The sequence below is a fragment of the Methanohalophilus portucalensis genome (assembly GCF_002761295.1).
Lineage (GTDB): Archaea > Halobacteriota > Methanosarcinia > Methanosarcinales > Methanosarcinaceae > Methanohalophilus > Methanohalophilus portucalensis.
In genome coordinates this window covers 1673750-1700548 of the sequence record NZ_CP017881.1, presented here as the reverse complement: position 1 = coordinate 1700548, position 26799 = coordinate 1673750, and the positions used below count along the sequence as shown (strand labels likewise).

At 42.2% G+C, this 26799-nt stretch carries 25 protein-coding genes and 1 pseudogene; 13 read left to right on the top strand and 13 right to left on the bottom strand.

What is annotated here, in order from left to right:
* The first annotated feature begins 30 nt into the window (after positions 1-30).
* Together thiM and thiE are read left to right on the top strand one after the other, a co-directional pair.
* A complete protein-coding gene (thiM, locus tag BKM01_RS08765) occupies positions 31-822 on the top strand; it encodes a hydroxyethylthiazole kinase (RefSeq protein WP_072357768.1) in 792 nt (263 codons plus the stop codon).
* A 26-nt stretch (positions 823-848) separates the two neighbouring features.
* Positions 849-1526: a thiamine phosphate synthase gene (thiE, locus tag BKM01_RS08760; RefSeq protein WP_072357765.1), complete on the top strand. Its 678-nt coding sequence runs from the start codon at positions 849-851 to the stop codon at positions 1524-1526.
* Between the two features lie 56 nt (positions 1527-1582).
* Here thiE and BKM01_RS08755 read toward each other — a convergent pair whose 3' ends face one another.
* On the bottom strand, positions 1583-2068 hold the full coding sequence (locus BKM01_RS08755; RefSeq protein WP_013037403.1) for a LabA-like NYN domain-containing protein: 486 nt from the start codon (positions 2066-2068) through the stop codon (positions 1583-1585).
* A gap of 229 nt (positions 2069-2297) precedes the next feature.
* Here BKM01_RS08755 and BKM01_RS08750 point away from each other — a divergent pair, with 229 nt between their 5' ends.
* Positions 2298-3482, top strand: a complete 1185-nt coding sequence (locus BKM01_RS08750; RefSeq protein ID WP_072357762.1) for a NosD domain-containing protein — start codon at positions 2298-2300, stop codon at positions 3480-3482.
* A gap of 125 nt (positions 3483-3607) precedes the next feature.
* Here BKM01_RS08750 and BKM01_RS08745 read toward each other — a convergent pair whose 3' ends face one another.
* A complete protein-coding gene (locus BKM01_RS08745; RefSeq protein WP_072357759.1) occupies positions 3608-4267 on the bottom strand; it encodes a hypothetical protein in 660 nt (219 codons plus the stop codon).
* 225 nt (positions 4268-4492) lie between these two features.
* Between BKM01_RS08745 and BKM01_RS08740 the strand changes: the two genes are divergently transcribed.
* A complete protein-coding gene (locus BKM01_RS08740) occupies positions 4493-5338 on the top strand; it encodes a YihY/virulence factor BrkB family protein (RefSeq protein ID WP_072357757.1) in 846 nt (281 codons plus the stop codon).
* A 33-nt stretch (positions 5339-5371) separates the two neighbouring features.
* On the opposite strand, the gene BKM01_RS08735 is transcribed toward BKM01_RS08740, so the two are convergent.
* The 4 genes from BKM01_RS08735 to BKM01_RS08720 form a co-directional block, all read right to left on the bottom strand.
* Positions 5372-5692: a hypothetical protein gene (locus tag BKM01_RS08735; protein ID WP_072357754.1), complete on the bottom strand. Its 321-nt coding sequence runs from the start codon at positions 5690-5692 to the stop codon at positions 5372-5374.
* A gap of 106 nt (positions 5693-5798) precedes the next feature.
* Positions 5799-5978, bottom strand: coding sequence for a PLDc N-terminal domain-containing protein (locus BKM01_RS08730; RefSeq protein WP_072357751.1), 180 nt, complete (start codon positions 5976-5978; stop codon positions 5799-5801).
* Between the two features lie 77 nt (positions 5979-6055).
* The gene (locus BKM01_RS08725; RefSeq protein WP_072357748.1) at positions 6056-7255 is read right to left on the bottom strand and encodes an MFS transporter; all 1200 of its coding nucleotides are present in this window, start codon (positions 7253-7255) and stop codon (positions 6056-6058) included.
* A gap of 78 nt (positions 7256-7333) precedes the next feature.
* Positions 7334-8137: a UbiA family prenyltransferase gene (locus BKM01_RS08720; protein WP_157769633.1), complete on the bottom strand. Its 804-nt coding sequence runs from the start codon at positions 8135-8137 to the stop codon at positions 7334-7336.
* A gap of 344 nt (positions 8138-8481) precedes the next feature.
* Here BKM01_RS08720 and BKM01_RS08715 point away from each other — a divergent pair, with 344 nt between their 5' ends.
* Positions 8482-9783, top strand: a complete 1302-nt coding sequence (locus BKM01_RS08715; RefSeq protein ID WP_072357744.1) for a phenylacetate--CoA ligase family protein — start codon at positions 8482-8484, stop codon at positions 9781-9783.
* A gap of 15 nt (positions 9784-9798) precedes the next feature.
* Positions 9799-10647 carry a methanogenesis marker 8 protein gene (locus BKM01_RS08710; RefSeq protein WP_072357740.1) on the top strand — a complete coding sequence of 283 codons (849 nt, stop codon included), beginning with the start codon at positions 9799-9801 and terminating at the stop codon, positions 10645-10647.
* A 1-nt stretch (position 10648) separates the two neighbouring features.
* On the opposite strand, the gene BKM01_RS08705 is transcribed toward BKM01_RS08710, so the two are convergent.
* The 5 genes from BKM01_RS08705 to trxA are packed head-to-tail and all read right to left on the bottom strand — an operon-like array spanning position 10649 to position 13558.
* Entirely contained in the window at positions 10649-11047 is a 399-nt protein-coding gene (locus BKM01_RS08705) for a molybdopterin dinucleotide binding domain-containing protein (protein WP_327078525.1), read from the bottom strand.
* Positions 11044-12285 carry a formylmethanofuran dehydrogenase subunit B gene (locus BKM01_RS08700; RefSeq protein WP_072357734.1) on the bottom strand — a complete coding sequence of 414 codons (1242 nt, stop codon included), beginning with the start codon at positions 12283-12285 and terminating at the stop codon, positions 11044-11046. The genes BKM01_RS08705 and BKM01_RS08700 overlap by 4 nt, the downstream gene beginning before the upstream one ends.
* 16 nt (positions 12286-12301) lie before the next feature.
* Positions 12302-12763: a (Fe-S)-binding protein gene (locus tag BKM01_RS08695; RefSeq protein ID WP_072357730.1), complete on the bottom strand. Its 462-nt coding sequence runs from the start codon at positions 12761-12763 to the stop codon at positions 12302-12304.
* 32 nt (positions 12764-12795) lie between these two features.
* Entirely contained in the window at positions 12796-13116 is a 321-nt protein-coding gene (locus BKM01_RS08690; RefSeq protein WP_072357727.1) for a ferredoxin-thioredoxin reductase catalytic domain-containing protein, read from the bottom strand.
* Between the two features lie 16 nt (positions 13117-13132).
* On the bottom strand, positions 13133-13558 hold the full coding sequence (gene trxA, locus BKM01_RS08685; RefSeq protein WP_084006215.1) for a thioredoxin: 426 nt from the start codon (positions 13556-13558) through the stop codon (positions 13133-13135).
* Between the two features lie 143 nt (positions 13559-13701).
* Here trxA and hdrA2 point away from each other — a divergent pair, with 143 nt between their 5' ends.
* From hdrA2 to BKM01_RS08650, 7 genes are all read left to right on the top strand, one after another.
* Complete coding sequence (gene hdrA2, locus BKM01_RS08680; RefSeq protein WP_072357724.1) at positions 13702-16056, top strand: CoB-CoM heterodisulfide reductase HdrA2; 2355 nt, start codon at positions 13702-13704, stop codon at positions 16054-16056.
* Positions 16053-17366: a 4Fe-4S binding protein gene (locus BKM01_RS08675; RefSeq protein WP_072357722.1), complete on the top strand. Its 1314-nt coding sequence runs from the start codon at positions 16053-16055 to the stop codon at positions 17364-17366. The genes hdrA2 and BKM01_RS08675 overlap by 4 nt, the downstream gene beginning before the upstream one ends.
* 51 nt (positions 17367-17417) lie before the next feature.
* Positions 17418-19319 (top strand): Glu-tRNA(Gln) amidotransferase subunit GatE, encoded by a 1902-nt coding sequence (gatE, locus tag BKM01_RS08670; RefSeq protein WP_072357719.1) that lies wholly within the window; start codon positions 17418-17420, stop codon positions 19317-19319.
* 8 nt (positions 19320-19327) lie between these two features.
* Positions 19328-20425 (top strand): TolB family protein, encoded by a 1098-nt coding sequence (locus BKM01_RS08665; protein ID WP_072357716.1) that lies wholly within the window; start codon positions 19328-19330, stop codon positions 20423-20425.
* A gap of 94 nt (positions 20426-20519) precedes the next feature.
* The gene (gene carA / locus BKM01_RS08660) at positions 20520-21617 is read left to right on the top strand and encodes a glutamine-hydrolyzing carbamoyl-phosphate synthase small subunit (protein WP_084006214.1); all 1098 of its coding nucleotides are present in this window, start codon (positions 20520-20522) and stop codon (positions 21615-21617) included.
* A complete protein-coding gene (gene carB, locus BKM01_RS08655; protein ID WP_072358312.1) occupies positions 21617-24853 on the top strand; it encodes a carbamoyl-phosphate synthase large subunit in 3237 nt (1078 codons plus the stop codon). The genes carA and carB overlap by 1 nt, the downstream gene beginning before the upstream one ends.
* A 51-nt stretch (positions 24854-24904) precedes the next feature.
* Positions 24905-26089: an argininosuccinate synthase gene (locus tag BKM01_RS08650; RefSeq protein WP_072357711.1), complete on the top strand. Its 1185-nt coding sequence runs from the start codon at positions 24905-24907 to the stop codon at positions 26087-26089.
* 14 nt (positions 26090-26103) lie between these two features.
* Here BKM01_RS08650 and BKM01_RS08645 read toward each other — a convergent pair whose 3' ends face one another.
* Together BKM01_RS08645 and BKM01_RS08640 are read right to left on the bottom strand one after the other, a co-directional pair.
* Positions 26104-26427 (bottom strand): DMT family transporter, encoded by a 324-nt coding sequence (locus tag BKM01_RS08645; RefSeq protein WP_072357708.1) that lies wholly within the window; start codon positions 26425-26427, stop codon positions 26104-26106.
* A gap of 232 nt (positions 26428-26659) precedes the next feature.
* Positions 26660-26799: pseudogene (locus BKM01_RS08640) on the bottom strand (IS5/IS1182 family transposase); the annotation flags it as partial.

Sequence of the window (26799 nt, the reverse complement as noted above, 5' to 3'; positions counted from 1 at the left end):
ACATTAATGGGAATATTACGGAGGAAGGCAATGAAAGATGCACTAAAAACATTGAGAGAGGCAAAACCATTGGTCCATCATATCACCAACTGGGTTACAATTTATGACTGTGCAAATATAATAAGGACCTTTGGTGCACTTCCTGTAATGGCTCATGCTGTAGAAGAATGTGCTGATATGACCAAGATTTCCTCTGCCCTTGTACTTAACATCGGAACCCTGACATCTGAACTTATTGAATCCATGATAATTTCCGCAAAGGCTGCAAACGAAAAAAAAATTCCCGTGGTACTCGATATAGTAGGGGTAGGGGCAACCCAATTCAGAAACCAAATGGCTGCAAAGATCCTTGATAGTGCTCATGTTGATATCATTAAAGGTAACTATTCTGAGATTGCAAAACTGGCAGGTGAAAATGCCCGTACAAAAGGAGTTGAAGCAACTTCTATCAATGCTGATCCCTTCTGGCTTGCAAAGAATTTGGCCATCTCAAGATCATGTACTGTTGTGATGACCGGCAAAGAAGATATAGTCAGTGACGGTTCAAGGATATTTTCCATTAAAAATGGTCATGCAGAAATGGGTTCAATTGTGGGTACCGGTTGCATGGTTGCTTCAATAATTGGTTCATTTGCAGCCCTGAACGATGATTTCTGTGATGCAGCAATAGATGCTTTGTCTCTATTCGGGGTTGCCGGGGAACTTGCGGCGGCTAAGTCAACCGGCAGCGGTAGTTTCAAGATGCATTTATATGATGAAGTATCCGGGCTTACTGATGAAAAAGCAGAACCTATGACTAATGTTGAGAGTATTGATGGCTGAATTATAGATTTATGAGGGCTCCATTTATGCCATTCTGGAAATCTTTGCTTAATGATATCGATTTCTATCTTGTGACAGATTCCGGCCTATCCAGGAAAGGTACATTGTCCGATGTGAAATGTGCAGTATCGGCGGGGTGTAAGATTGTTCAGTATCGGGAGAAAGACAAGACTACAAAAGAGATGATTGAAGAAGCGATCCTGATCAGGAAAATATGTGGGGATAATGCCATCTTTCTGGTAAATGACCGTATCGATGTAGCCTTGGCTGCAGGAGCTGATGGAGTGCATATCGGACAGGACGATATGCCGATAGATCTGGCACGAAATATTCTGGGTGAAAATAAGATAATCGGCCTTACAGTCCATAATACAGATGAAGCAATCGAGGCAGAAAGAAAAGGGGCTGATTATGTAGGTTTCAGTCCGGTTTTTGACACTACTACCAAAAAAGATGCGGGTAGGGGTGTTGGACCTGACAGGATTCAGGCGGTGAAAACTATAATTGATATTCCGATTGTTGCTATAGGGGGTATCAATAAAGACAACTGTGTTTCAGTTGTTGAAAATGGGGCCGATAGTTTGGTTGCTATTTCAGCAATCGTTTGCAGTGATGATGTAAGGAGAGAAACAGAGTATTTCATTGCAACTATCCGCAAAATAAAGCAAAATCCCCTAAACAGAGTTAATGTAAAGGGAAAATGAAATTGGATTATATGGAATCCTCAAATGCATATTTTGCGAATAATAGAGCACCTTGTTTATCTATCCAATAACATCCTTCTTTCAATTGGATAATGGGCTGTAGCTGCGTTAATAAGTTCTTCGGCTGTACTTTCCTTAAAAGAGTGAACTTCAACCCGTACACCAATAGCTTTCAGGTGGTTTATCAGATCGACAAAATCTCCATCCCCACTAACAAGTACAATAGTATCTACTTTTGGTGCAATTGAAATCGCATCAATTGCGATCCCCATGTCCCAATCTCCTTTGGTGGAACCATCAGGTCTTACCTTCAGGGCCTTGCTTTTTACTTCCCAACCAATTGAACCAATAAAACTCTTAAAACCTGACTGGTCGATATCCGGGGTTTCTACAAGATAGGCTATTGCCCTTGTCAATTTTCTTTCCATTACGACAGCACGTAAAAGTTTTTCGTAATCAAGTCTCCCGTAATGGATATTTCTGGCAGAATAGAACATATTCTGCACGTCTACAAAAACCGCTAATTTTTGGCTGCTAAACATGGATAACCTATAATATTTTATGTTTAATTATTTATTATCTTTCTTTCTCTTTTAGAGTAATGTTTTTACTGTTTTTTATGTTTCATAATATAAAAAACAAAGGTTCAAATTTATTTGTTGCGTACCATTGGTTAGTACCTGTAGTTCTGAAGATTTATACATATAGACGACTGTATAATAGATTAAGGATAAAACATGTTGAATACAAGTCTTAATTGGGGGTAAAGGTATGCATATCAAACTTTTGATGATCAGCGTGATAGCACTGGCATTACTTTCATCAGCAGCAATGGCGGTTGAAATTACTGTGGATGACAATGGTAGTGGTAATTATACAACAATTCAGGATGCTATAAATGCGGCAAATAACACTGATACGATTATTGTCTATTCAGGTACATATAATGAAAATGTGGATGTGAACAAATCAGTAATCATTATCTCACATTCCGGGAACCCGGCTAATACTAAAGTTCAGGCGGCTTCTTCAGCAGACCATACTTTCAATGTGACCAGAGATAACGTGACAATCAGTGGCTTTGAGATAACAAATGCTGCAGGTACTTCTAAGGCTGGAATCTTTCTTGATGCTGTCCAGCACAACACAATAAGTGACAATAAACTATCTAATAATTATTATGCCATCTTCCTCAATGAATCCAGCAACAATACGCTGACCCGCAATATCGTATCCAACAGCAGTTCATCGGGTATTCAATTGGTAAATAGTGGTAGTAATATTATTTATGACAACTATTTCAACAATACAATTAACATTCAGATGTCCGATAGTGCTGGCAGCTCCTGGAATATAGCAAATGCGGTAGGTACAAACATTGTAGGCGGACCTTCTATTGGTGGTAACTATTGGGCACATCCTGATGGTACAGGACATAGTGAAACCTGTACAGACGCAAACAATGATGGCTTCTGTGATTTATCTTTTTACATCACTGGCAGTGACATTGATCATCTTCCCCTTATGACCAGTCCAGCCATTGATATTGAAAAACATACCAATGGTGAGGATGCTGATGAGAGATACGGTCCATACATCAGGTGGAATTATGATGTCAGATGGGATTTTTACATCAGCAATACTGGTAATGTCAACCTGACAAATGTTGTGGTAGAAGACAATAAATGTGGTATTGTGGGTACCATTCCCATAATTATGCCGGGGGAGACTGTGCAATTCACAGAGACGACTTCTGCATTGCTGGGTCTGCAAAAGACCCATGCAACAGCCACCGGAACCCCGACACTAGGTCCGGATGTAATGGACTATGACCGCAGTTACTATTTTGGGCATGATTCACAGCCGGCTTTTGATATCCCGACTGCCCAACCGTTATTGACTGCGGGCTTCCTTGGTATAGCAGTTGTAATGTTTATGAGAAGAAAACGCAAATAAGCAGGGCCTTAAGCTTTATATTTTTTTGAAGCTCTCGGTTTATGGCCAGGTATTACATTAAAAAATTCAAGTAAGTCTGGTGTATGGGAAAAATGAAAGGGGAATATTTCCTCTTTTATTACTTATCATCGAATGAAGAATGAGAAAATCCGATCGATCATGCTCTGTCCGACTCCTTTGCCATTGTTCCCCGGATTCTTGTCTTTCTTATCCTTTTTGTCTTTTTCATCGTCAACATCTGTATTTTCTTCAAAATTCTGCTCGCCACCACAATCGATACAGCAGGGTGTATAGTTGAAGTAAGTTGCCCAGTTGTTGCCATCGAAGTCTTCACCATCTGCCCAGGCAGTTTCAGTTACATCCCACACATTTTTCTTATCATCACTTGAATGGTTTACAACGACTGCATGGGCTGCAATGAAGACCTCATTACAGGATTCCAGGGGTACTTCGTATGTTACCTGTTCCCGGTAACTTTCCCATTCATCCTTATATGTGAACTGACCGGGTATCGGGTTCCCATTTTTTTGTGGCAGTTCATTAGGGTCGTCGGCTACTTCCAGATGTGTCTCTGCTATTCTCCAGGGTACATCCACTTCATAGATTATTTTGAGGGTTGGCTGGTTATCTACACATATTTCTGACAGGTTTACGATTCCTACGTCTATATCTTGTCCTGCATAAAGTGTAACCGTTTTCTGGCAGTCATCTTCAGCAAGAACACCGCCTACAGACATTGCCATAAGGGCAATGAATGCAATAAATAATTGAATTTTGAGTTTCATAATCTCCTACCACCTTTATTTTTTATTGAGCTGTAAAAGGTACCTATTACTCAATGGATTCAGCTCATATCGCACCATAATGATATAAGCTGACAAGATATAAATAAATATATAGATTACAATAAAATTATATTTACAAATTTTCATAACACATAGTTCTTTTTGAGATTATATTTTGGGTACCGGACAACGAACTATATACGTCAGTAAACCAATTTGGTATTAATGAAAGTACTATCCGGCCTTTTTAGGGAAACACTGATGCAATGGAATGAAGATGACGGCATAACCAGCAGTGCGGCTCTTTCATTCTATCTTATCCTAAGCCTTCCTGCTATACTCTTGTTCTCCGTGTCCGTAGGGAGTTATTTCTTGAAGGCACGTCATCTGGAGTCTGCCATAATCGGCTACATCGATCTGGTAGCAGGAGATACATTGATATATCTGGTGGAGGGTCTCCTTTACCAGATACCCGATATTGCATCCCTTACTGTGGGGGCAGCTATAAGTTTCGTTCTCCTAGTATGGGCTGGTGGTAACCTTTTCAGGCAGTTCAAGAAGATAATTGATAATATGTGGGGTGTCTCCGGTCCAGAATCTGACTGGTTGCATCATTTCCTGAAAAAAAGTTTTGCGTCTGTGATAGGAGTATTTGTGGTTGGTTTTTTGCTCGTATTGAACACATTCGTTGAAGCATTTTTCCTGATGGGATACGGGTTACTGAATGAGTTGGTGCCTTTTAACCTGAAAATCATACAATATGCCAGTTCGTTTTCGAATTTCCTCATCCTCCTAGTTTTATTCATATATATTTACAGAGTGTTGCCTGAGGCCAAAATCGGCATGAGATATGTACTGGAAGGTTCACTATTTACAGTATTACTGATTACAATAGCCAAGTATTTTTTTGCCTTTTACCTGTCTTATGGCAATATAACCACAGTTTATGGAGCCATAGGTTCCATTATTGGATTTTTGCTTTGGGTATATTTTTCATTCATAGCAGTGACCTTTGTAGCTGAAATGATAAATGTACGCTCAAAGAGTGCCAACCGTAACAAATCTGCTTAAAAAAAAGATAGCAAGATGCTTGCTATCTGAAAATCAGATATAATCATACTTTTTCAGGATAGTTTGCAAATCCATTATCAGGTCACCACTTTTTTTGGCATCTTCTATTTCCTGAAGTAACAGCTGTATCAATTTATCTGCATCCTGGCATTTTTTGTAATACTCGGGATCCAGAAGGACATCTTCAGGAATTTTTTTGCTTTTAACTACCCTGTGCAAATCATTTGTGTATATTATAGTCTGGTCGCAATAAATTCTCAGGAATCGTGCATTGCTTCCTTCTACTTTTTTATATATTGTCCTGATCTTGCCAGAAGCCAGGTATTTACCCTCTTTTACTTTAATCCATACCATGTTGATGAACCCTGAATGGTACACATTATTTCAACTAAATATAGTTTTTTAAGAATAATTAATAATGAAAATACCATTTTAGCCAGCAAGCGACTTAATCTGATAATCATCGCTTTTTGCCAATGAAATAGTAAGCTATAGCTCCAAGTACACCAAACAACAATGCAGCTACTATCCATATGATTTTCATCATGGTACTAAGTCTTCTATTATTGGTAAATACATCGTATATTACCCATATGGTAGCCAGTAAGGTCACGATTCCCCATATTTGTTCTAATACCATTTCTTCTCCTCCAGTATATTATATATATCTATAACTTTGTTTGTTTGGTTATATAAGGCTATGTAGAAAATAGTTCATTATGTCGTCCATTCTCGTATGTTTTTTGTATGAATCCCTTTCAGTATTAAAAATCCCGAAGCCAATATCAATATCGCACATATATGGAATGGTGTTTCGAAGGAGACATAGCCGGCCAGTATCCCCCCAAACAGGGGGCCGGTTGCCATACCTGCTGCCTGTGCACTTGTTATTATGCTTATCCGACTGCCTGTTGAATGCCCGCCTGTCATATCCGCTGCCAATGCCATCAATGGTGTTTCGACTGCGGCCATTGATATTCCCTGCATTATCCGCAGTATTATTAGCTCTTCAATATGTATTACATGTCCCAATCCGACAACAATCAAGGCATTTACTGCAATACCTGAGATAATTATCCATTTGCGTTCTATGCGATCGGATAGAATTCCCATTGGTGTCTGGAAAATAATACGGGATATTACATAGGCTGAAACTGCCAAGCTGAGGAAAAACTCCCCTGTCTGAAGCCTCTGCTGGTATGCCGGTAGAAGGGAAAGGACGATGGTAATTCCCACCATCATCATGAAAATTGCAACTGCAAGGACATAGTACTCCTTCTGGTTTGCATGGTCCATATTTCCAGGCTCGTCTGGTTGTGGCGGAGGTGCTGTTTCTTTTACGAAAAATTGCACCATTAACAAAGTTGCCAGTACAAAAAAGCCACATATATAAAATCCAACTTCAAAATTTGATATCGCCAGTATTCCCCCGGCAATGATGGAACCTATCCCGAAAGCAAAACCCCTCAGGCTTGAGTATATTCCGATTGCCTGACCCCTTACAGATGAGGTGGAAAGATGGGTGACCATTGCTACAATCGCAGGAACTGTAGCTCCAATGGCAATTCCCTGTATAACACGCAGCACTGTCAGACTCTCAAGTGAGGAAGTATATGGATAGGATATACAGAGAAGGGTGTAAATGACATATCCCACAACAAGAAAATCCTTTCTTCTGTTGAGTCGGTCGCTCAAGCGGCCCATAAAAGGCTGGGATAGTGAGTTTGCAATTCCAAAAGCTGCAGTTGCAATCCCGGCTTTCAGCACTGCAGGCATCTCTGCTATTATTCCTGCATCAAGCCTGGCCGCATATAGAGGTATAAAAAACAGTAGCATACCTGTTGCCAGATCTTTGAATAGCTTGGAAAAAGACAGGATGTAGAGTTGTCTGCCAATGGCGTGCTGATTTTCTTTCATGACATGATCCGGATATCTTTGTGTGTTATCATTAAAGGGAGGATATCTTTATAGATTTCCGGAGTACAAAATGTTATTTTAAAGCAGATTGGATGAAGTCTGCAGGAGATTCACACATAGGTTACCTGATTGGATAAGGAGTGCCCAAAGAATAGGTTCACAGGCTGCCATCATGTAATGCTCTGTAACACTTTTCTCCTTTCTTATTTGATTTATATAACTGAATTCATAAAAGAAAATTACCAGTATCATTATAGAAATTGCCGGAATGATATTGGTAAATATCCCGTATGCAAATATTGCTATTGTAAAAAAATTCAGTACATTTAGTAAATTCAGAACAATACTGTATTTTCCTCCAATGAATATCGGCAACGTCAGTAATCCTTTTTTTTTGTCCCCTTCAATATCCCTTATATCGAAAAGAATCTGTATACTTAGTACTTTCAGGAATATAAAAAATGAAATCAGGATTGCAGTATTCGTAACTGGATAGGAATAATAATTCAGAAGTACAAAAACAAGCAATGCCCATACTGTTGCCACATAAATATTCTTGAATGCAGGAATAAATTTTGTAAGTTTTTTGAAATAGGAATGGTAGAGCACTCCCAGAACGAGAATGGCAAATCCAATAACCATGTTCATAATGTCGCTCCACAAAATGTAAATTGAACCCATTGCAAGAATGGCTGCGTATAGGGGAAAAATGAAATCGTTATTTTTGTTCTGATTATTTATGTAGTCAGACCTTTCGGGGTTTGTTATCCTGTCTTCATTTGCCCCCTGTATGTAGTCATAAAAGTAAATTGCATAAAACATCATATAAATTGCTACTATGAAATCCAGGCCTATTGGTATGTTGCAAAGTATTGAAGACATATATACAACACCAATAGCACCTGCAGCAAACAAATGCCCTTGGAATATAAATTCCTTCCAGATATTGGTAGGTGATATTTTCATATATGGAATTATCTGCCTATCAATTTCCATTTGTACCATATAATCTAAATTTCATGCACATTAATGTATATTATATGGCATAATATAATTTAATCATGTACATAAATTCTTGATATTCTATGATTTATGTATTTAATAAAAATAATAATGAACATTTACTAAGTTAATATTATGATACTTGTGCCATTGAATTTGCAAATTTCACATGGTAAATCTTTATAAATATTGAATCCAATCAAAAACGAAAGGGTGATCCTCCGATGAAATACTGGCAGCCAGAATATGAAACCATGAAAAAAGATGAAATGCGCCAATTACAGTTAAAACGACTAAAAAAAACGGCTGCAAGCGTCTATGAAAACGTTCCTTTCTACAATGACAAATTTAAAGCACTTGGTGTCTCCCCTGAAAATATCAATTCAGTTGATGATATCACAAATCTTCCCATAACAAAAAAACCCGATCTACGTGCCAACTATCCTTTCGGACTTTTCGCAACTCCTAACAATGATGTAGTCCGTATTCATGCATCCTCAGGAACCAGTGGAAAACCTACGGTTGTCGGATATACAGAAAATGATATTCGTACATGGGCAGACATGATGGCCCGTGATCTCAAAATGGTAGGAGTTGGACCGGATGATGTTTTCCAGAATTCCCTGAATTATGGCCTTTTCACCGGAGGGCTGGGCTTTCATAACGGTGCTGAAAGGCTTGGTGCAATGACCGTTCCTGCGGGCACCGGCAATACTGCAAGACAACTTGAAATGATGCAGGATTTTGGAGTAACTGTAATTAATTGTACTCCTTCTTACGCTCTCTATCTTGCTGAAACCGCAGAAGAGATGGATATTCTGGATAAACTTTCATTACGTATAGGCACCTTTGGAGGAGAACCCTGGTCATCCAACACACGAAAAGATATTGAGAATGTCTTTGGAATGAAAGCTTATGATTCTTATGGTCTATCTGAACTTATCGGTCCCGGGGTTGCTTTTGAGTGTGAAGAGCAGGATGGGTTGCATATATGGGATGATCATTTCCTTGTAGAGGTACTGGATTCGAATGGTGAACAGGTGGCAGAGGGGGAAAAAGGTGAACTTGTCCTGACCTCCCTCACCAAGGAAGCCTTCCCCGTCATACGCTATCATACAGGTGATATTACCCGATTGCTTGAATCCGAATGTGCATGCGGAAGAACAAGCACCCGGATTTCCCGTATAATGGGCCGGGCAGACGATATGTTAATCGTACGCGGGATTAATGTATTCCCATCCCAGATTGAGGATGTGCTTGTGGGTATCAATGAGATTACCGATCAGTTTCAGATACTGCTCAAACGTAATGCACATAAGATGGATGAAATTACTGTCAGGGTGGAACTTTCTGACAATGCTTTTACAGGGGAACTGAAAGATCTGGCTGCTGTTAAAAAACATGTCGAAAATGAACTTAAAAGTGTACTGAATATACGCACCAATGTTGATCTTGTGGAAAAAGGTACTATTCCTCGCACCTGCGGAAAAGCAAAACGCGTAATAGATCATCGTGAAGCACTCTAAAGGGAAGTGTAAAATATGCCGCATGTAATGGAATTGTTGGGAAAAACCCGGATTGTTGTAAGAGATGGCAAAGTCATCGAGGTTGGGGAGCCTACCGTAAAATGGTGTCCCATTTTTGATAAGGTGCGTGGAATTAAGGAAATTACTCCAGAAGCTGCGCGAGAAAATATGGAATTTCGGATAAAGGATTTTGGTCTTTTCACACCCGAAAGGAAACTGGAGCAGGATGTTTTCGTAGGATTCGGTGCTTCTGAAGTCATGATGACCGGCCTGAACCGGGACATGCTTGATACTACTGTCACCGTGTGCGACGGAGCGGGTACTGTGATCACGAACAACCCGAAACTTGTACAGGGAATGGGTGCCCGTATCTCAGGACTGATTGAAACAGAACCCATTGATGTCATAATTAATGGTATTGCAGAAAAGGGTGGAATTGTATTGGATCCATCAACTGCTGAAATAAACCCGGAGGGAGGCTTATTGAAGGCAGCTAAACTGGGATACAAGAGAATTGCAGTCACTGTGGTCCATTCCGAAAATGCAGCACGCCTGAGACAACTTGAAGCTGAAGGTGAATTGGACCTGCTAATCATTGCGGCACATACTACCGGTCTGGGAAAAGAGGAAGCAATGGAACTTTTCCAGCATGTGGACATTACGACAGGGTGTGCTTCCCGCCAGATACGGGAATTAATAAAACCCCTTGCACAGGTAGGTACGGCAGTACCTCTTTTTGCATTAACACAAAAGGGTAAGGAAATGCTGCTTGAAAGGGCAAAGGAAGTGGAATCCCCTGTCCTTATAAATACAATGCCCCTGCCAGTGTTACCGGAACATAAACAGCCCCGGGAACTTGTCTGAATTATTCAAAGGAAGTTATTGAACTTTCCTTTGATTTTATCATTTTTGCTTCTATATACTTGAATGAAGGTACTCCTGTGCCGCTTGTTTCAGCAGATACAAGTGCATTTACCCAGGGTCCATTTACCATATAAGCGGTGCCAGGATGTGGTTCTTCATAGGTGGATTGGAGGGCTTTTACAACTACTTTCCCTGCACTGCTTTCAATAGTTACAAGATTGCCTTCCTTCAGTCCAGCTTTTTTCATGTCCTGCTTATCAAGACGGATTATTGCTGTGAGGTTTGCATAATCATCTGAAAAACGGCTATCACTATTTGCTGCACTCTGGAAGATATCACGATGAGTGATAATGATGATTTCCATTTCAGGAGATGAAAGGAACTGATCAAAACCCATCATATGACCTCCATTATTTTTTCAATGATATCTGCATCGGTCATTTTATCCGATTCTTTCATTTGTGTTAGTTCTACTTTGACGCCATCCATCCGAATTGCTTCCCCTTTGCATTCCACACCAGTAACAGCTGCCGGGATTGTCACATTTGCAATCTGGGAAGTGAAGGTTTTGCAGGGGTCAATTACAACAGTTGGAATTTCTTTGAGATTTGCGGCTATACTTCCGGGCAGGCTTGAAAGGGGGTCTGAACCGATGATAAGAGCAGCATCGACCTTTTTCCCTTTCAAAACCTCCACAACTGAACACTGGGGCCCATGATCTGTTTTTTTCCCTTCAAAACTTACCCTGTTAATATAGCCTGTTTTTTCAAACAGGAGGTGGTTAAATCCACGCATGTTATACTGCCCGACCATGGGCATCAGATGGAAATCCGTCTTCTTGTTCAGGGCTTCCAGAAGATTTTCCATTGATGACAGGTCAGGCATGGAATAGACCACCCCCAATCCTGCAAATATTACACCGAATTCTGCCTTTTTCAGTACGTTTGCAAGTTCAAGAATTTCTTTTGGTTTCATACCAAAGTTTACCTTTGGCACCTTTCCGGATAGGGCTTCTGTCAAAGCCTGGGCAAATTCGACGTCTGCTTTTGGAGGAATCCGGTAAAAATTATCTTCACATATTATTGCTGTATCTGATTTGCGTACATCAATTGCTATTGCTGTCCTGTCTTCTTCCCACCCCCTCTGGCGCATTTTTCCCCGGGGGAAATATGAATATTTAGAAAGGTGTCTGGGGTGGGAATTTGAAGGATCACATCCCCAGTATACAATTACATCAGCATTGTCCCTTACCTCATCCAGTGTACAACTTTTGATTTTATCATTGAGAATTGCTTCAACAAAAGGACCCTGGCAGAACGACGAGGTATCATCAATGTAGGCATTGGTTTTTTTTGCCAGTTCGATAGCTTTTTCCTGGGCGTTAAGACTCGAATTTCCCATACCGAATACGAGGGGGTTTTTGGCATTTTTCAGAATTTCAGCTGCCTTTTCAATTGCATCCTGGGTTGTGGCATCTTTTGCATCCACAGTACACTCTAAAGGATGCTGGCAATTTTTTATCCAGGCAACCCCTTTGCGACAGGCACTATCTACAATGGTCTTGTTTTCTACTTCCCTCAGTTCTATATCGTCACACAAAAGGGCGCATCCTGTACAAACATGGTATTCTCTTTCCAAAGGCTCCCTCCTAAAATCAGACAAATTCAATTGCTTTTGTAGGGCAGGTAACTATGCAACCGCTGCAAAGTCTTTTGTTCTCTCCGAATCTGCGGCAATCCTCCACGTTGGATAGACGTACAATACCGTCTTCAACTTTCAGGATCACCCTTTCGTTAGTAGGTGCATTTCCACTACCTGCACCTTTAGGGTCTTCTGCGACATTTACTGGACAGGCGACAACACAATTGCCACAACCTATGCATCTGTCCTCATGTACAATCATACCGGTTTCTGAAGCTTGCTCTGCAGGTGAAACCAGGCCTTTAAGTTTTGTATAATTTTCACTGTATTTTTCCTCTTCCAGCATCGGAGTACATTCGTCAAGATTTTTCTCCCTGGAAAGCAAGGCTGCAGCAAAGGCCATACATGAGGATTTACCACATTTCTTGCAGTTAGTCTTTGGGAGAAGCTGGTATATTTCCATCGCATTGGCCATTGTTTCACCACTCTGACGGACAAAAGGAAATCTTAGTCTTCTGAATCATTTTGTTGCTCTTCTTTTTTACCATTGTCTTCGTTTTGGAAGAACAAATCACAGTGGCATGAACCATCAGCTGCAATTTCATCCTCATGGTAGACGCAGGGACAGATTATTTTCCTGTCTTCCTTCTCATCCCCGGAAGGTATTCTGCAGGGACAGTAACCTTTGCCATACTTTATTTTGTTGTTCGCCAGCCCCTCAATTACCAGATCCAGCATTTCAGGATCGGGGTTTAGTTTGTACCCTTTCTTTTGAGCATATTTAGTAACCCAGTTTTTTGTTTTTACTTTGTCTTCTTGACTGACCATAGTTTTTTCACCTTAATCATTCAGATTTAATTTTGAATACCTCTTCGATTGATGCTTTAAGTTTATCTTTTGTGGTATTGCCTACCAGTTTTTCTTTTACTTCCCCTTTGTCAAAAAGCAAAAGTGTTGGAATCCCTACTACATGGTATTGTTTGGCAATATCTTTTGATTTATCGAGGTCAATTATTACAAATTTGACCTGGTTCTCATATTCGGCAGCTACCTCTTCGAACATAGGGGCCATTTTCTTACAGGGTGCACACCATTTTGCAAAACAATCGACAACGACAGGAGTTTCTGCTTTTACAACTTCCTGTTCAAAAGCCAGAGAATTAACTTTATAGAGATTTGTATTTATGGTCTCCGTAACAGGCTCTGACGTTGACATTGTGGGTGCGCCTTTGCCGAAAAGTCCTTTGATAAAATTTCCCAGTCCCATCATTGATCACCTTCAATGATTTAGTTATATTCTCCTTCTATATTATTTCTTTTGTGCACAGTGTTCACACAATCCACACGACCGTTTTTCTATCCAAAGGTATATCATGTCTAAGATGAAATCAGAGAGCCACGAAGGGGCATTTTATGAGAATAGGAGTATACATTTGTCACTGCGGGCTCAATATTGCAGGTGTAGTCGATATTGAAGCTCTTCTAAAACAGGTAGAATCCCTGGATGATGTTGTGGTCGCATCCGATATCCAGTTCATGTGTTCGGATTCCGGGCAGGATAAAATTGCAAAGGATATTGAAGAACATAATGTTGAACGTGTACTCGTTGCAGCCTGTACTCCTAAACTTCATGAAACTACTTTCCGCAAAGTGCTGGAAAAATCAGGTATCAATCCATTCCTTCTTGAGATTGTTAACATCAGGGAACAGTGTTCCTGGGTGCATATGGATAATCCAAGGATGGCTACCCAGAAAGCTTTTGATCTTATCAAGATGGGTGTGGCAAAACTGAAGTTTCTGAAACCCCTCAAGATCCAGAGTACACCTGTTAGTAAGGAAGTACTTGTAATAGGTGGGGGCGTGGCAGGAATTGAAGCAGCCCTGGATCTTGCCGATACGGGCTATAAAGTCCATATGATTGAAAAAGAGCCCACGATTGGTGGAAAGATGGCTCTTTTAAATGAAGTATTTCCTACAAATGACTGTTCCATCTGTGTCCTTGCCCCAAAGATGACTGAAGTTGTTAACCACCCTGACATCGAACTTCACACTCTTTCCGAAATTACCGCAATTGAAGGATCGGTTGGTAACTTTGAGATTACCGGTACCACTCAGCCTCGCTATGTGTCTGAAGAAAAATGTAAGGGTTGTGTGGATGAATGTTCAAGGGTATGTCCTGTGGAAATTCCTTCCCGGTTTGATAGTGGACTTGGTAAAACCCGGGCAATCAATATTCCTATTCCGCAAGCTGTTCCACAGGTTGCATATATTGATAGTGATTATTGTGTTGGCTGTGGCCTCTGTGCGCAGGCATGTCCTGCAGATGCAGTGGAATTTGAGCAGCAGACCACCCGATTCCAGCTGAACGTGGGAGCAATAATTATCGCCACAGGATATCGCTTGTTTGATGCATCCAGGAAAGAGGAGTATGGGTATGGCATATATCCCGATGTCATTACAAATATGGAACTTGAGCGGCTACTGAATGCTTCCGGACCCACCAGAGGCAGGGTTACCTGTCCTTCAACAGGTGAGGTTGCAGAGGAAGTGGCATTTATACAATGTGTGGGTTCGCGGGATGAATCTGTGGGAAATCCCTATTGTTCCCGGGTTTGTTGCATGTCAGCAATGAAAAATGCCCAGTTGCTAAAAGAGCGCTATCCGGATATCCGAATAACCATTCACTATATTGACATACGTGCCTCGGGAGAGATGTACGAAGAATATTACACCAAAACCCAGGCAAAGGGGGTGGATTTTGTAAGGGGGCGAGTAGCTGAGATTGTGCAGGAACACGATGGTTCCCTTTCCCTGCGGTATGAGAATACCCTGGAATCCAGAATAGAAGAAAAAAAGTACGATCTTGTCATATTATCCACCGGTATGGAAGCTGACTCTTCCGCAAAACCAATTGGGAATATGCTGAAAATGGCAAACCGGCCTGACAGGTTCTTTGCTGTGTCTCATCCCAAGATGAAACCTGTGGATTCACATATCAACGGTGTTTTCCTTGCAGGCTGTGCCTCAGGGCCCAAAGAAATCCAGGTTTCCATTGCACAGGGCAGCGCGGCTGCATCCCGGGCTATGAGACTGCTTCAGCCCGGCGAGCTTCGCACGGATCCCTTAAGCGCTCACGTGGATTCTGATACCTGTATAGGATGTGGTGTCTGTACTGATGTTTGCGATTACGGTACAATCAAAATCGAAAATGGCAAGGCATTTGTTGATGAGGTTTCCTGCCATGGTTGTGGTACCTGCAGTGCAGCCTGTCCTGTGGATGCTATCTCAATGCATCACCATACCGACGAACAGGTTAGGGCACAGATAAAGGCAGCGCTGGAAGTAAAAGATGAGTTTCCCCTGATTGTTGCATTCCTGTGCAACTGGTGCAGTTATGCTTCAGCGGACCTTGCCGGAACATCCCGTATCCAGTATCCCACCAATGTAAGAATTATAAAGGTAATGTGTGCGGGCCGTGTAGATCCTGATTTTGTGATGGAGGCCTTCGAAATGGGTGCAGATGGCATACTTGTTGCCGGCTGTCGTCTCGGCGAATGTCATTATGTGCATGGTAACTATCATGCACAAAGCCGTATGGAAAATCTGGGAGAGGCTCTTACGGAAGCAGGCTTTGATTCCGGTAGGTTGCGTGTTGAATGGATATCAGCTGCAGAAGGGGAAAAATTTGCCAATACGATTGAAGATTTCGTTGATTACCTGAAAATAATAGGTCCGATAGGCTCTGAACTTGAGGAGGCTGACAGATGAGTGAGGAGCTGGAAGAAGAATGTGCTGTAGAGCAGTCCCTTTCTGTGGAAAAGGAAATGGATGTTGAAGGCAGTCACATATTGTATCGGCAAAAAACCGATAAGGGTACCAGAACACTTGATTATGATTACAAAAAGTGTGTTGGTTGTGGCCTTTGTGTCAGGATATGTCCCACTGAGGCCCTTGAAGCAGGCCCTATACATGAGATCGCCACTGGAATGGATGCCCCTCCTGTAATGCTGGATCTTGATAAATGCACATTCTGCTCCATGTGTGCCAACTTCTGTCCCGTAAATGCATTTCGGATGTCTGCAGAAGGTGATTTCCCGGAAGATGGCTTGTTCCCTGTATTGGAAGGAAAGGCAACGATAAATGAAAAATGTCTTCCATGTCTGCTTTGTGAAGCAACCTGTCCCGAGGATGCAATTGATCTCGAAATTGAAATGCAGACCAAGGAGGAAATTGCCCCCTTCAAGGAGGGTGAAGAGGGCGAGATCATCATTGATGAGAATAAGTGTACACTTTGTGGTCTTTGTGCACGTTTTTGTGATGCTTTCATGTTACTTGAAAAGGAACCGGGTCCGGTGGATCCCATGCCTTTTGAGCAACTACTTGTAGATGAGGACCAGTGTGATTACTGTGTATTGTGTGCAGATATCTGTCCGGAAGATGCTATTGAGGTGAAAGGGACAAGACGCGAGGAAGCACCCGTAATAGAGGGTAGTGCCCGGATCGATCAGGAGAAATGCACGGTATGCGGTTGGTGCGATATTGTTTGTCCCTATGATGCAGTGGATATTACCAAACCTTTTGAGGGTGAGTTAAAGCTTATCGATGCAAACATAAACAAATGTGATCCTACAGGTTGTCATGCCTGCTTTAATGTCTGCCCTTCCCATCTCTGGTATATTCCCGAAAGCGGACAGAAAATAGCCGCCAGGGATGATCTCTGCACTTACTGTGGTGCCTGTGAAAACGCCTGTCCTGATAATGTAATGGAAGTGAGAAGAGATAGTGTACGCCATTCCCCGATACCTGATTCCCCCTGGTCAAAACAATGGGAAGATGCTATTGATGCGCTTGTAAGTGGCAAACGTAAAAGGCCAGATAATTCAAGAGTTCTGGAAATGCCTGAAGAAAAGGCAAAGGAGCGCATTGATATCGAATTCCCGGAAATTGATGAAAAATTGCAGGAAAAAGTAAAGGAGAAAATGGAAAAGCTGCGCCCTGCTCTTAAAGATGTGAAATTAAGGCGTAAATGGGAAAAAAGAAAAGAAGGTACAGAGCAAATCTCAGATATCGAAAAATAACTATTTTATATCTTTACATGTTCTTGTTTAGCAGATCTTGGTGATATCCATATGAACAACGATGATTATTACAGGGAACTTGGCCTAAAGTGCGGACTGGAGATACACCAGCAGCTTGATTCAAAAGAAAAACTGTTTTGCAGGTGCCCGACTACATTGCGTGAAACTGAAGAATCCAATGTGGAATTTTACAGGTATTTAAGGGCCACTGAAAGTGAAATGGGCGAAAAAGACCGTGCGGCTGTAGAACAGACCAGGGTCAATCGTAAGTATATTTACAAAGGCTATGATACTACCTGTCTTGTAGAATATGATGAGGAACCACCCCGCAAACTGAATTCCGAGGCTCTGGACATTGCCCTTGTGGTTGCAAAACTAATGAACATGCGACCAGTAGAGCAACTTCATGTAATGCGTAAAATAGTTGTTGATGGTTCCAACACAACCGGTTTTCAGCGTACTGCTTTTCTTGCAAATGACGGAACGATACCCACAAGTCTGAATGAGGTGGGTGTTGATGTACTGTGTATCGAAGAGGAAGCAGCCCAGAAGATAGAGGATAAAAAGGATAGTATTGTTTATTCCCTTGACAGGTTGGGTATTCCTCTTGTGGAAATTGGGACTGCTCCCGATATAATAACTCCTGCTCATGCCAGGGAAACAGCCCAGGTAATAGGTATGTTGTTGCGCTCTACCGGGAAGGTCAAAAGGGGATTGGGTACCATCCGCCAGGATGTGAATATCTCTATTGCTGAAGGTGCAAGGGTAGAGGTTAAGGGTGTACAGGCCCTGGATATGATCGAAACCATTGTAGAACTTGAAGTTGAAAGACAGGTTAACCTGTTACGTATCCGTGAAATGTTGCAACAGAGGGGTGCGGGCGTACATAATGAAATATTTGATGTAACTGATGTGTTCAGGGATACCGAATCCAAGGTTATCAAACGTGCGCTTAAAAAAGGAAAAGTCCTTGCAATCAGGTTAATCGGTTTTGATGGTATCATAGGAGAAGAAGTGCAGCCGGGAAGAAGGCTTGGCACGGAGTTTTCAGACAGGGCAAAACCTTCTGGTGTGGGTGGAATTTTCCATACCGACGAACTCCCGAAATATGGCATCACTGCAGATGAAGTGGAATCCCTGAAAACAGCTGTCGGAGCTGTTGATGGGGATGCAGTTGTACTGGTTGCCGATTCTTACAAAAAGGCACACGGTGCGATGGAAAGTGTACTTATAAGAGCACAGGAAGCCCTGGAATTTGTACCCGAGGAAACCAGACGGGCTCTGCCTGATGGAAATACTGCATACATGAGACCACTGCCGGGTGCTTCACGTATGTATCCCGAGACGGATGTTCCCGTAATTGATATATCCTCTTCTTACTTTGAATCCGTTGAAACCCCTGAACTTCTTATTGATAAAAGTAAACGGTTCACAGAAGAATACAATTTAAACGATGAACTTGCTGAAAAAATTGTTTACTCAAAGTATCTGATCCTTTTTGAAAAAATTATGGATAGATTTGCTTTAAATGATTCAATAGGTGCTACTCTGGTTGCACGTACTTTTACAGGCAGGTTGCCTGAACTTCGCAGAGACGGGATTGATGTCGAAAAACTACAGGATGATCACTTTATTGCCTTGTTTGATGCTATAGGAGAAGGCAAAATTGCCAAGGAAGGTATTGATGAATTACTACGCCTGCTTGCTGAAAAACCGGATTTAAGTATAAATGAAGCCCTAGAGAAGCTTGGGTTTTCAGGTATAGATACTTCTGAAATAGAATCCTTTGCAGCCAATCTTGTCAGGGAAAGGGCTGATTTTGTCAATGAAAAGGGATTGGGAGCTGTTGGTCCCCTTATGGGGATTGTAATGGGCCAGTTCCGTGGAAAAGTTGATGGAAAGGTTGTAAGTGACATCCTGAAGCAAAAGATTGAAGAACACATAAATAGTTAATAAGAGTGATGAAAATACTGAAAACGGGACATATGGCTTTTTTTTGCCTGGTCCTTATCATTTGTTCCGCAACACCGGTATTTGCCGGAATAGAGGTTGCGGATATATATCCTCTCACTGATGACTTTAGCAGTGACTATCATTATCCCGCATGGAGTCCTGATGGAAAGCAGATTACTTACATGAATGATCAGGCAATCTGGATAATGGATGCAGATGGTAGTGATCCACATATTATTTATGATGGAATGAAATGGGACGGAGATCCCTGTTTTTCTGCAGATGGTAAGGAAATTTACTTTGCATCCGAATCCCGAAAACCGTATTCTTCTACCTATATCAATCTTTTTAAGATGGATGTTGACGGGTCCAATATTACACAATTAACAGATGGTGCAGACCGCCGCTCACCTTCAATCAGCCCGGATGGTTCAATGCTTGCATATCGGTCCAATATTGCGGGTAATTATGACGTCTGGGTAATGGATATAACAAACAAATCACATAGGCAGTTGACTTTTACTTCAGAAGATGAAGGTAAGCCTTCTTGGTCTCCTGATGGGAGCGAAGTAATTTACTCTTTTAAGGGTAATTTATGGTTGACAGACGTAGAACTTGATACATCTTGGCAACTTACTCATGGTACTTCAAATGATGTCGATCCTTTTTTCCTGCCATCAGGTGAAATGATAGTGTTTATTTCTGATCGTGGAGGGGAAACCAATCTCTGGTTGATTGATACTGAAGATGATGAGAGACAATTACTTACCGATGACAGGAAAGTTGAATTTTCTCCTGTAGTAAGCCCTTACGGTAAAAAAATAGTCTTTGGAGCCAAAGCAAATGAAACCTTTGATCTCTGGATGCTGGAAATGACAAATCCTGAAGGCATAGATGAGGTTTCCGGTATTGATGTAGAAGACACTAATGTAGACGTAACGGGGAATGAGGATGTTGCATTAACCTCCGAAAACAATCAGAACATGGATGAAGGCGCCGGTGGATTGTTGGGAAAGGTGAATGATAATCTTGCTTTGTTTGCCGGAGGGCTTGTACTTGGCATAATATTATTTCTGGTGGCCAGATTAATTTTCAGAAAAATGTAATTGATATTTATATCTAATTGCACTTTGAATGAATCTTTTCTTTTTCCTATCGAAATACTTATAGCCTACTTTTTACATGTATAGGCAGGTTCCGATGATGAGTGCAGTAATTGGTTTGGAAGATGGGACAATTGTCACAGGCACCGGTTTTGGTGCCGAAGGTACAGTTTGCGGAGAACTCGTTTTTACTACTCAATATACCGGTTATGAGGAGGCGCTAAGTGATCCTTCCTATAAGGGTCAGATCCTTATGTTCACTTATCCCCTTATTGGTAATTATGGTGTCAGCGATGAATGTTTTGAATCAGATGGTGTAAAGGCCGAAGGCCTTGTAGTCAGACAAGCATGTCCTGACCCTTTTCATCACAGTTCAAAACGCACCATTTACAAACTCATGGAAGATGAGGGAAAACCGGGTATTGCCGGGGTTGACACCCGGATGCTCACCCTGAATAACAGGGAGCATGGTACAATGAGAGCTGCCCTTATTAATGGAAGTGATGACGGCGAAGCAGCCGTGCAGCTTGCAAGGGAGCAACCCAAAATATCAGATATTGACTTAATTTCCAAAGTAACATGTAATGAAGCATATAGTGTAAAAAGCAAGATTGATACCTCTGATAAAAAACATATTGTACTTATTGATCTGGGTATGAAAGCCCATATTATGGATAGCCTGCTTGCAAGAGGTATGGATGTAACAGTAGTCCCTGCATCAACACCTGCTTCAGCAATAAGTGATTATGAACCTGATCTTCTTTTCCTTTCCAATGGTCCGGGAGATCCACAGAATGCGATAGAAGCCACAAAGGCTGTGAACTATTTTGCATCGGAATTACCCATTGCAGGTATATGTCTGGGCCATCAGGTTATTTCAAGGGCTATGGGAGCAGATACATACAAACTCAAATTCGGACACAGGGGAGCCAACCAGCCGGTAAAGGATCTTTCAAGCTCAATTGTACATATTACTTCCCAGAACCATGGATTTGCTGTTGATAATGATTCTCTTGAGGCAACCGAGCTATACACTACCGAGCTCAATACCAATGACAACACGATCGAAGGTGTGGCACACCGGGACCTTGATATCCTGAGTGTACAATATCATCCGGATGCGCATCCGGGACCAATGGATACTGAAAAACAATTCTTTGACAAAATTTACAAAATGGCAGGGGGCGATAAATGATGCCAATAAGGACTGACATAAAAAAGATAATGCTCATAGGTTCCGGTCCAATTATGATAGGACAGGCTGCAGAATTTGATTTCTCGGGAAGTCAGGCCTGCCGCTCCCTGCGTGAAGAAGGATTTGAAGTCGTACTTGTAAACTCCAATCCGGCAACTATTATGACAGATCCGGAGATGGCGGATTCTGTTTACATTGAACCTCTGGAAGCCCCGCTAATCGGTGAAATCATTGAAAAAGAGCGGCCCGACGGTATAATTGCCGGATTGGGTGGACAGACGGGTCTTAATGTTACAAGTGAACTTGCAGAGCTGGGTATTCTTGAAAAATACGGCGTAGAGATGCTGGGTACGCCTCTTGATGCAATCACAAATACTGAGGACCGGGAACTTTTCAAGCAGACCATGGAAAACATCGGGGAAAAAGTTCCCCGCAGCAAGGCTATTTCCTCTTTGCAGGAAGCAGAAGAAGTGATAGATGAACTTGGTCTTCCCATTATTGTCCGCCCGGCCTATACCCTGGGAGGTGCAGGCGGAGGAATTGCCCATACAAAGGAAGAACTATTGCAGATCGTGGATAGGGGAATCCGGCTGAGCCGCATTAATCAGGTACTCGTGGAGGAAAGTGTCCTGGGCTGGAAAGAATTTGAGTATGAAGTAATGCGTGATTCTAATGATACCTGCATTGTTATCTGTAATATGGAAAACATTGATCCCATGGGTGTCCATACAGGTGAATCAATAGTAGTTACCCCTTCCCAGACACTTAATGATGAAGAGCACCAGATGCTCAGGACCGCAGCTATCAAGATAATCCGGGAATTGGGTATTGAAGGTGGATGTAATATCCAGTTTGCAACAAAGGACGGCGAATATCGTGTAGTGGAGGTCAATCCCCGTGTGTCCCGTTCCTCGGCTCTTGCCTCCAAGGCGACCGGTTATCCGATTGCCCGTGTAACCGCCAAGATTGTTGTGGGAATGACACTTGATGAAATCCTCAATGATGTCACAAAGAAAACCCCTGCATCCTTTGAGCCAACCATTGATTATGTGGTTACAAAGATACCCAGGTGGCCTTTTGACAAGTTCGTAACTGCAGACAAGACACTTACCACAGCCATGAAGAGTACCGGTGAGGTCATGGCTATCGGAAGGACGATTGAAGAGTCCATGCTAAAGGCCATCCGTTCCCTGGATAACGATATGGACTTTGATATTAAAGGCAGGGATGACCCGGAGATTATCACACTACTTAAAACACCGACAAGCGAACGCCTTTTTGTTATCTATGAAGCCCTGAAGAAAGGTTACTCCATTGAACAAATTTCTGAGTATACGGGTATTGATCATTTCTTCCTGCAAAAAATGGCAAATATTGTAGATATGGAGTCACAGGTTGCAGAACAACTTTTCCAAAACGGAAACGCAAATATCGATCTCCTTCTAAAAGCCAAGAGAATGGGATTTACTGACAGCAGGATAGCTAAATGTTGTTCAAAGACCCGGGAAGAAATAAATAATATACGCAGGGACGGGGCCATCACTTCCACTTACAAGATGGTGGATACATGTGCGGCAGAATTTGCTGCAGAGACTCCTTATTATTATTCATGTTATGAAACGATGTGTGAATGTAAGCCCACAGACAGGAAGAAGATCCTGATTCTGGGTGCCGGTCCCATACGTATCGGCCAGGGAATAGAGTTTGATTACTGTACGGTGCATGCAGTCCAGGCCATACGTGAGGAAGATATAGAAGCCCATATAATCAATAACAATCCTGAAACGGTTTCTACTGACTATGATACTTCGGATAAGTTGTTCTTCGAACCCCTGACACTTGAAGATGTAATGAATGTCATTGAAAGGGAAAATCCGGACGGTGTGCTCGTACAATTTGGTGGGCAGACTTCGGTTAACCTTGCAATCCCCCTGCAAAAGGAACTTGCCAGGCGCACAGACCTGAAGACGAAGATAATGGGAACTTCCCCTGAAAATATGGATGTGGCAGAAGACAGGGAAAAATTCAATCAGCGTCTTGCAAAAATGAAAATCAATCAGCCGGATGCAGGTTATGCGATATCCGAAAAAGAAGCTCTTAAGGTTGCAACTGATATTGGTTATCCGGTACTTGTACGTCCCTCCTATGTACTTGGGGGAAGGGCAATGGAAATCGTTTATGATTCCGCAGATCTGGAGCGGTACATGAAAGAAGCTGTCAGGGTATCACCCGAACATCCCATCCTTATTGATGATTTCCTTGAGGGTGCGGTTGAAATCGATGTGGACGCTGTGAGTGACGGAAAGGATGTCCTGATCGGTGCAATCATGGAACACATCGAAGAAGCAGGAGTACATTCCGGTGATTCTGCCTGTGTGATCCCTCCTTATGATCTCTCTGAGAAAATCCTTGAAACGGTTCGGGATTATACCAGAAAGATTGCTATGGCGCTTGAGGTAAAGGGCCTTATAAACATCCAGATGGCGACAAAAGATGGCGAGGTTTATGTACTGGAAGCAAATCCAAGGTCCAGCCGTACTATCCCCTTTGTATCAAAGTCTTCCGGGATTCCCCTGGCAAAGATCGCTGCACAGGTTATCATCGGCCACAGCCTCAGTGACCTTGGCTACCTGCAGGACAGAGAGCCCGTACTGAATCATTATTCTGTCAAGGAAGTCCTCCTTCCGTTTGACAAATTGCCCGGTGCAGATCCTGTGCTTGGCCCTGAAATGAAGAGTACCGGTGAAGTAATGGGTATTGATTATGACTTTGGGAGAGCATTTTTCAAGGCCCAGCTAAGTGCTGATAACCTCCTTCCGCTGAATGGAAAAGTTTTCCTGTCCATCAGGGAGCGAGATAAGGAAGCAATTGTAGAAATTGCCCGCAGGTTGCAGGAAATGGGACTTGAACTCATGGGTACAAAAGGTACTGCACGCTATCTTTCCGATAAAGGTATCAGTATGGAGGCTGTCATGAAAGTGCATGAAGGCAGTCCCAATGTCATTGATATGCTCAGGAGAGGCGATGTTGCCTTTATCATAAATACCCCGACATCCCGCCAATCCAGGAAAGATGGTTACCATATACGCAGGGCAGCAGTGGATTTCAAGGTTCCATATATTACAACTATACAGGCTGCACGTGCTTCAGTTGAAGCCATTAAAGCGATGGCTGAGGGCAGCAGCACGATTAAATCAATTAACGAATATCATGAAGAGATCCGCCGTAACAATTAAGTTGACGGTTGATTTTATTCCTTTTTTATTGTTTAGGTTGAGGTATTAATAATGGTCAAAAAGGCAGTACTGGCTTATTCAGGTGGTCTGGACACTTCAATATGTGTTCCGTTACTTAAGGAAAAATACGATTGCGATGAAGTAATAACCGTAGCAGTGGATGTAGGCCAGCCGCGGGAAGATGTAAAAGAGGCTACTGAAAAAGCCCAGAATATAAGTGATCTGCATTTTACCCTTGATGTCAGGGAAGAATTTGTAAATGATTATATTTTCCCTCTCATAAAGGCAAACGGGGATTATGAAGGGTATGTAATGGGAACATCCATTGCCCGTCCCCTTATTGCTAAAAAGGTCGTGGAAATCGCAGAAAAGGAAGGGGCTACAATGCTTGCCCATGGATGTACCGGTAAAGGTAACGATCAGCTGAGATTTGAGGCTGTATTCAGACTTACCGATATGGACGTAGTGGCTCCTATGCGTGATATGAACCTAACACGTGAATGGGAGATAGAGTATGCAAAGAACCATGGCATTCCTGTCTCTGTAACATCTTCCAAACCCTGGAGTATCGATGAGAATATCTGGAGTCGCAGTATTGAGGGCGGCAAACTGGAAGATCCGGGTTACATTCCGCCGGAAGATATCTACAACTGGACTGTCGACCCGGCCCAGGCACCGGATGCACAGACTATAGAAATCGGTTTTGAGGCAGGTGTTCCAGTATCCCTTGATGGTAAAACCATGGAGGGTGTAACTCTTATCGAGGAGATGAACAGGATTGCCGGATCCCATGGTGTCGGAAGGACCGATATGATAGAGGATCGTGTGCTGGGATTGAAAGCCAGGGAGAATTATGAGCACCCTGCAGCAACAGTTTTACTGACTGCCCACAGGGATCTGGAAAAACTCGTGCTTACCCGCTCTGAACTCAAGTTCAAGGCTATGGTGGATGCTGAATGGTCCGAACTTGCCTACCTGGGTCTTGTAGATGAACCCCTGTACGAAGACCTGAATGCCTTCATAGACTCCACACAGCAGCGTGTTACAGGCACTGTGACCGTGAAGTTGTACAAAGGCAATGTCTACATTATGGCCAGGACTTCACCCAATGGTTTGTATTCCGAGGACCTTGTATCCTTTGACAGCAAGGTCATAGACCAGCAGGATGCTGAAGGTTTTTCCAAATATCATGGCTTCCAGGCACGCCTATATCGCAGGTTTGTTGCCAATAAATAATTTTAGTGGAGGGCTTAATGTCCTCCCAAATTTAGATTGAGGCCTACCACTCCAATTACTACAAACATTATGGATACCATTTTTACTGCTGTGGCAGGCTCTTTGAACCAGAAGATTCCAATAGCTGTGATCATTGCGGTCCCCATTCCGGCCCAGATTGCATAAGCTATGCTTACGTCTATTCCTTTCAGGGCAATAGTAAACAGGGCAAAGCTGATTCCGTAAAACAGGAATATACCGATAGAAGGCAATATATTGGAAAAACCATCAGATAATTTCATGCAGGTGGTGCCAAAGACTTCAAAAATTATGGCTCCGATCAGATAGATATAACTCATAATTCTATTTTGGAGTTATACCTTATAAATAGATTCATTTCTCTAAGTACATAAGGATTAATAGAGAAGGCATAGGTATTCTTTCCTATGCCTCCATTATCGTACCCCACCGATTATAAACCCGCTCGGGTCCCACCCCGTCAGGTTATGTTGAGAGAAGTTTACTCCCAATCACCACATAATCTAATAGGATGTTTATCTATATAACATAATCTCTCTTGATTTTTAGATATCAATATAATATTGGCTCTGTAGAAATCCCCATTTGAATAATTACTGAAACAGAGACAGACCTGTCTATATTATGGATTAATAATTTGAACTTGACCTCTTTGACCTGATTTCTGTATTTTGTTGCCCTGAGTTCTTCCC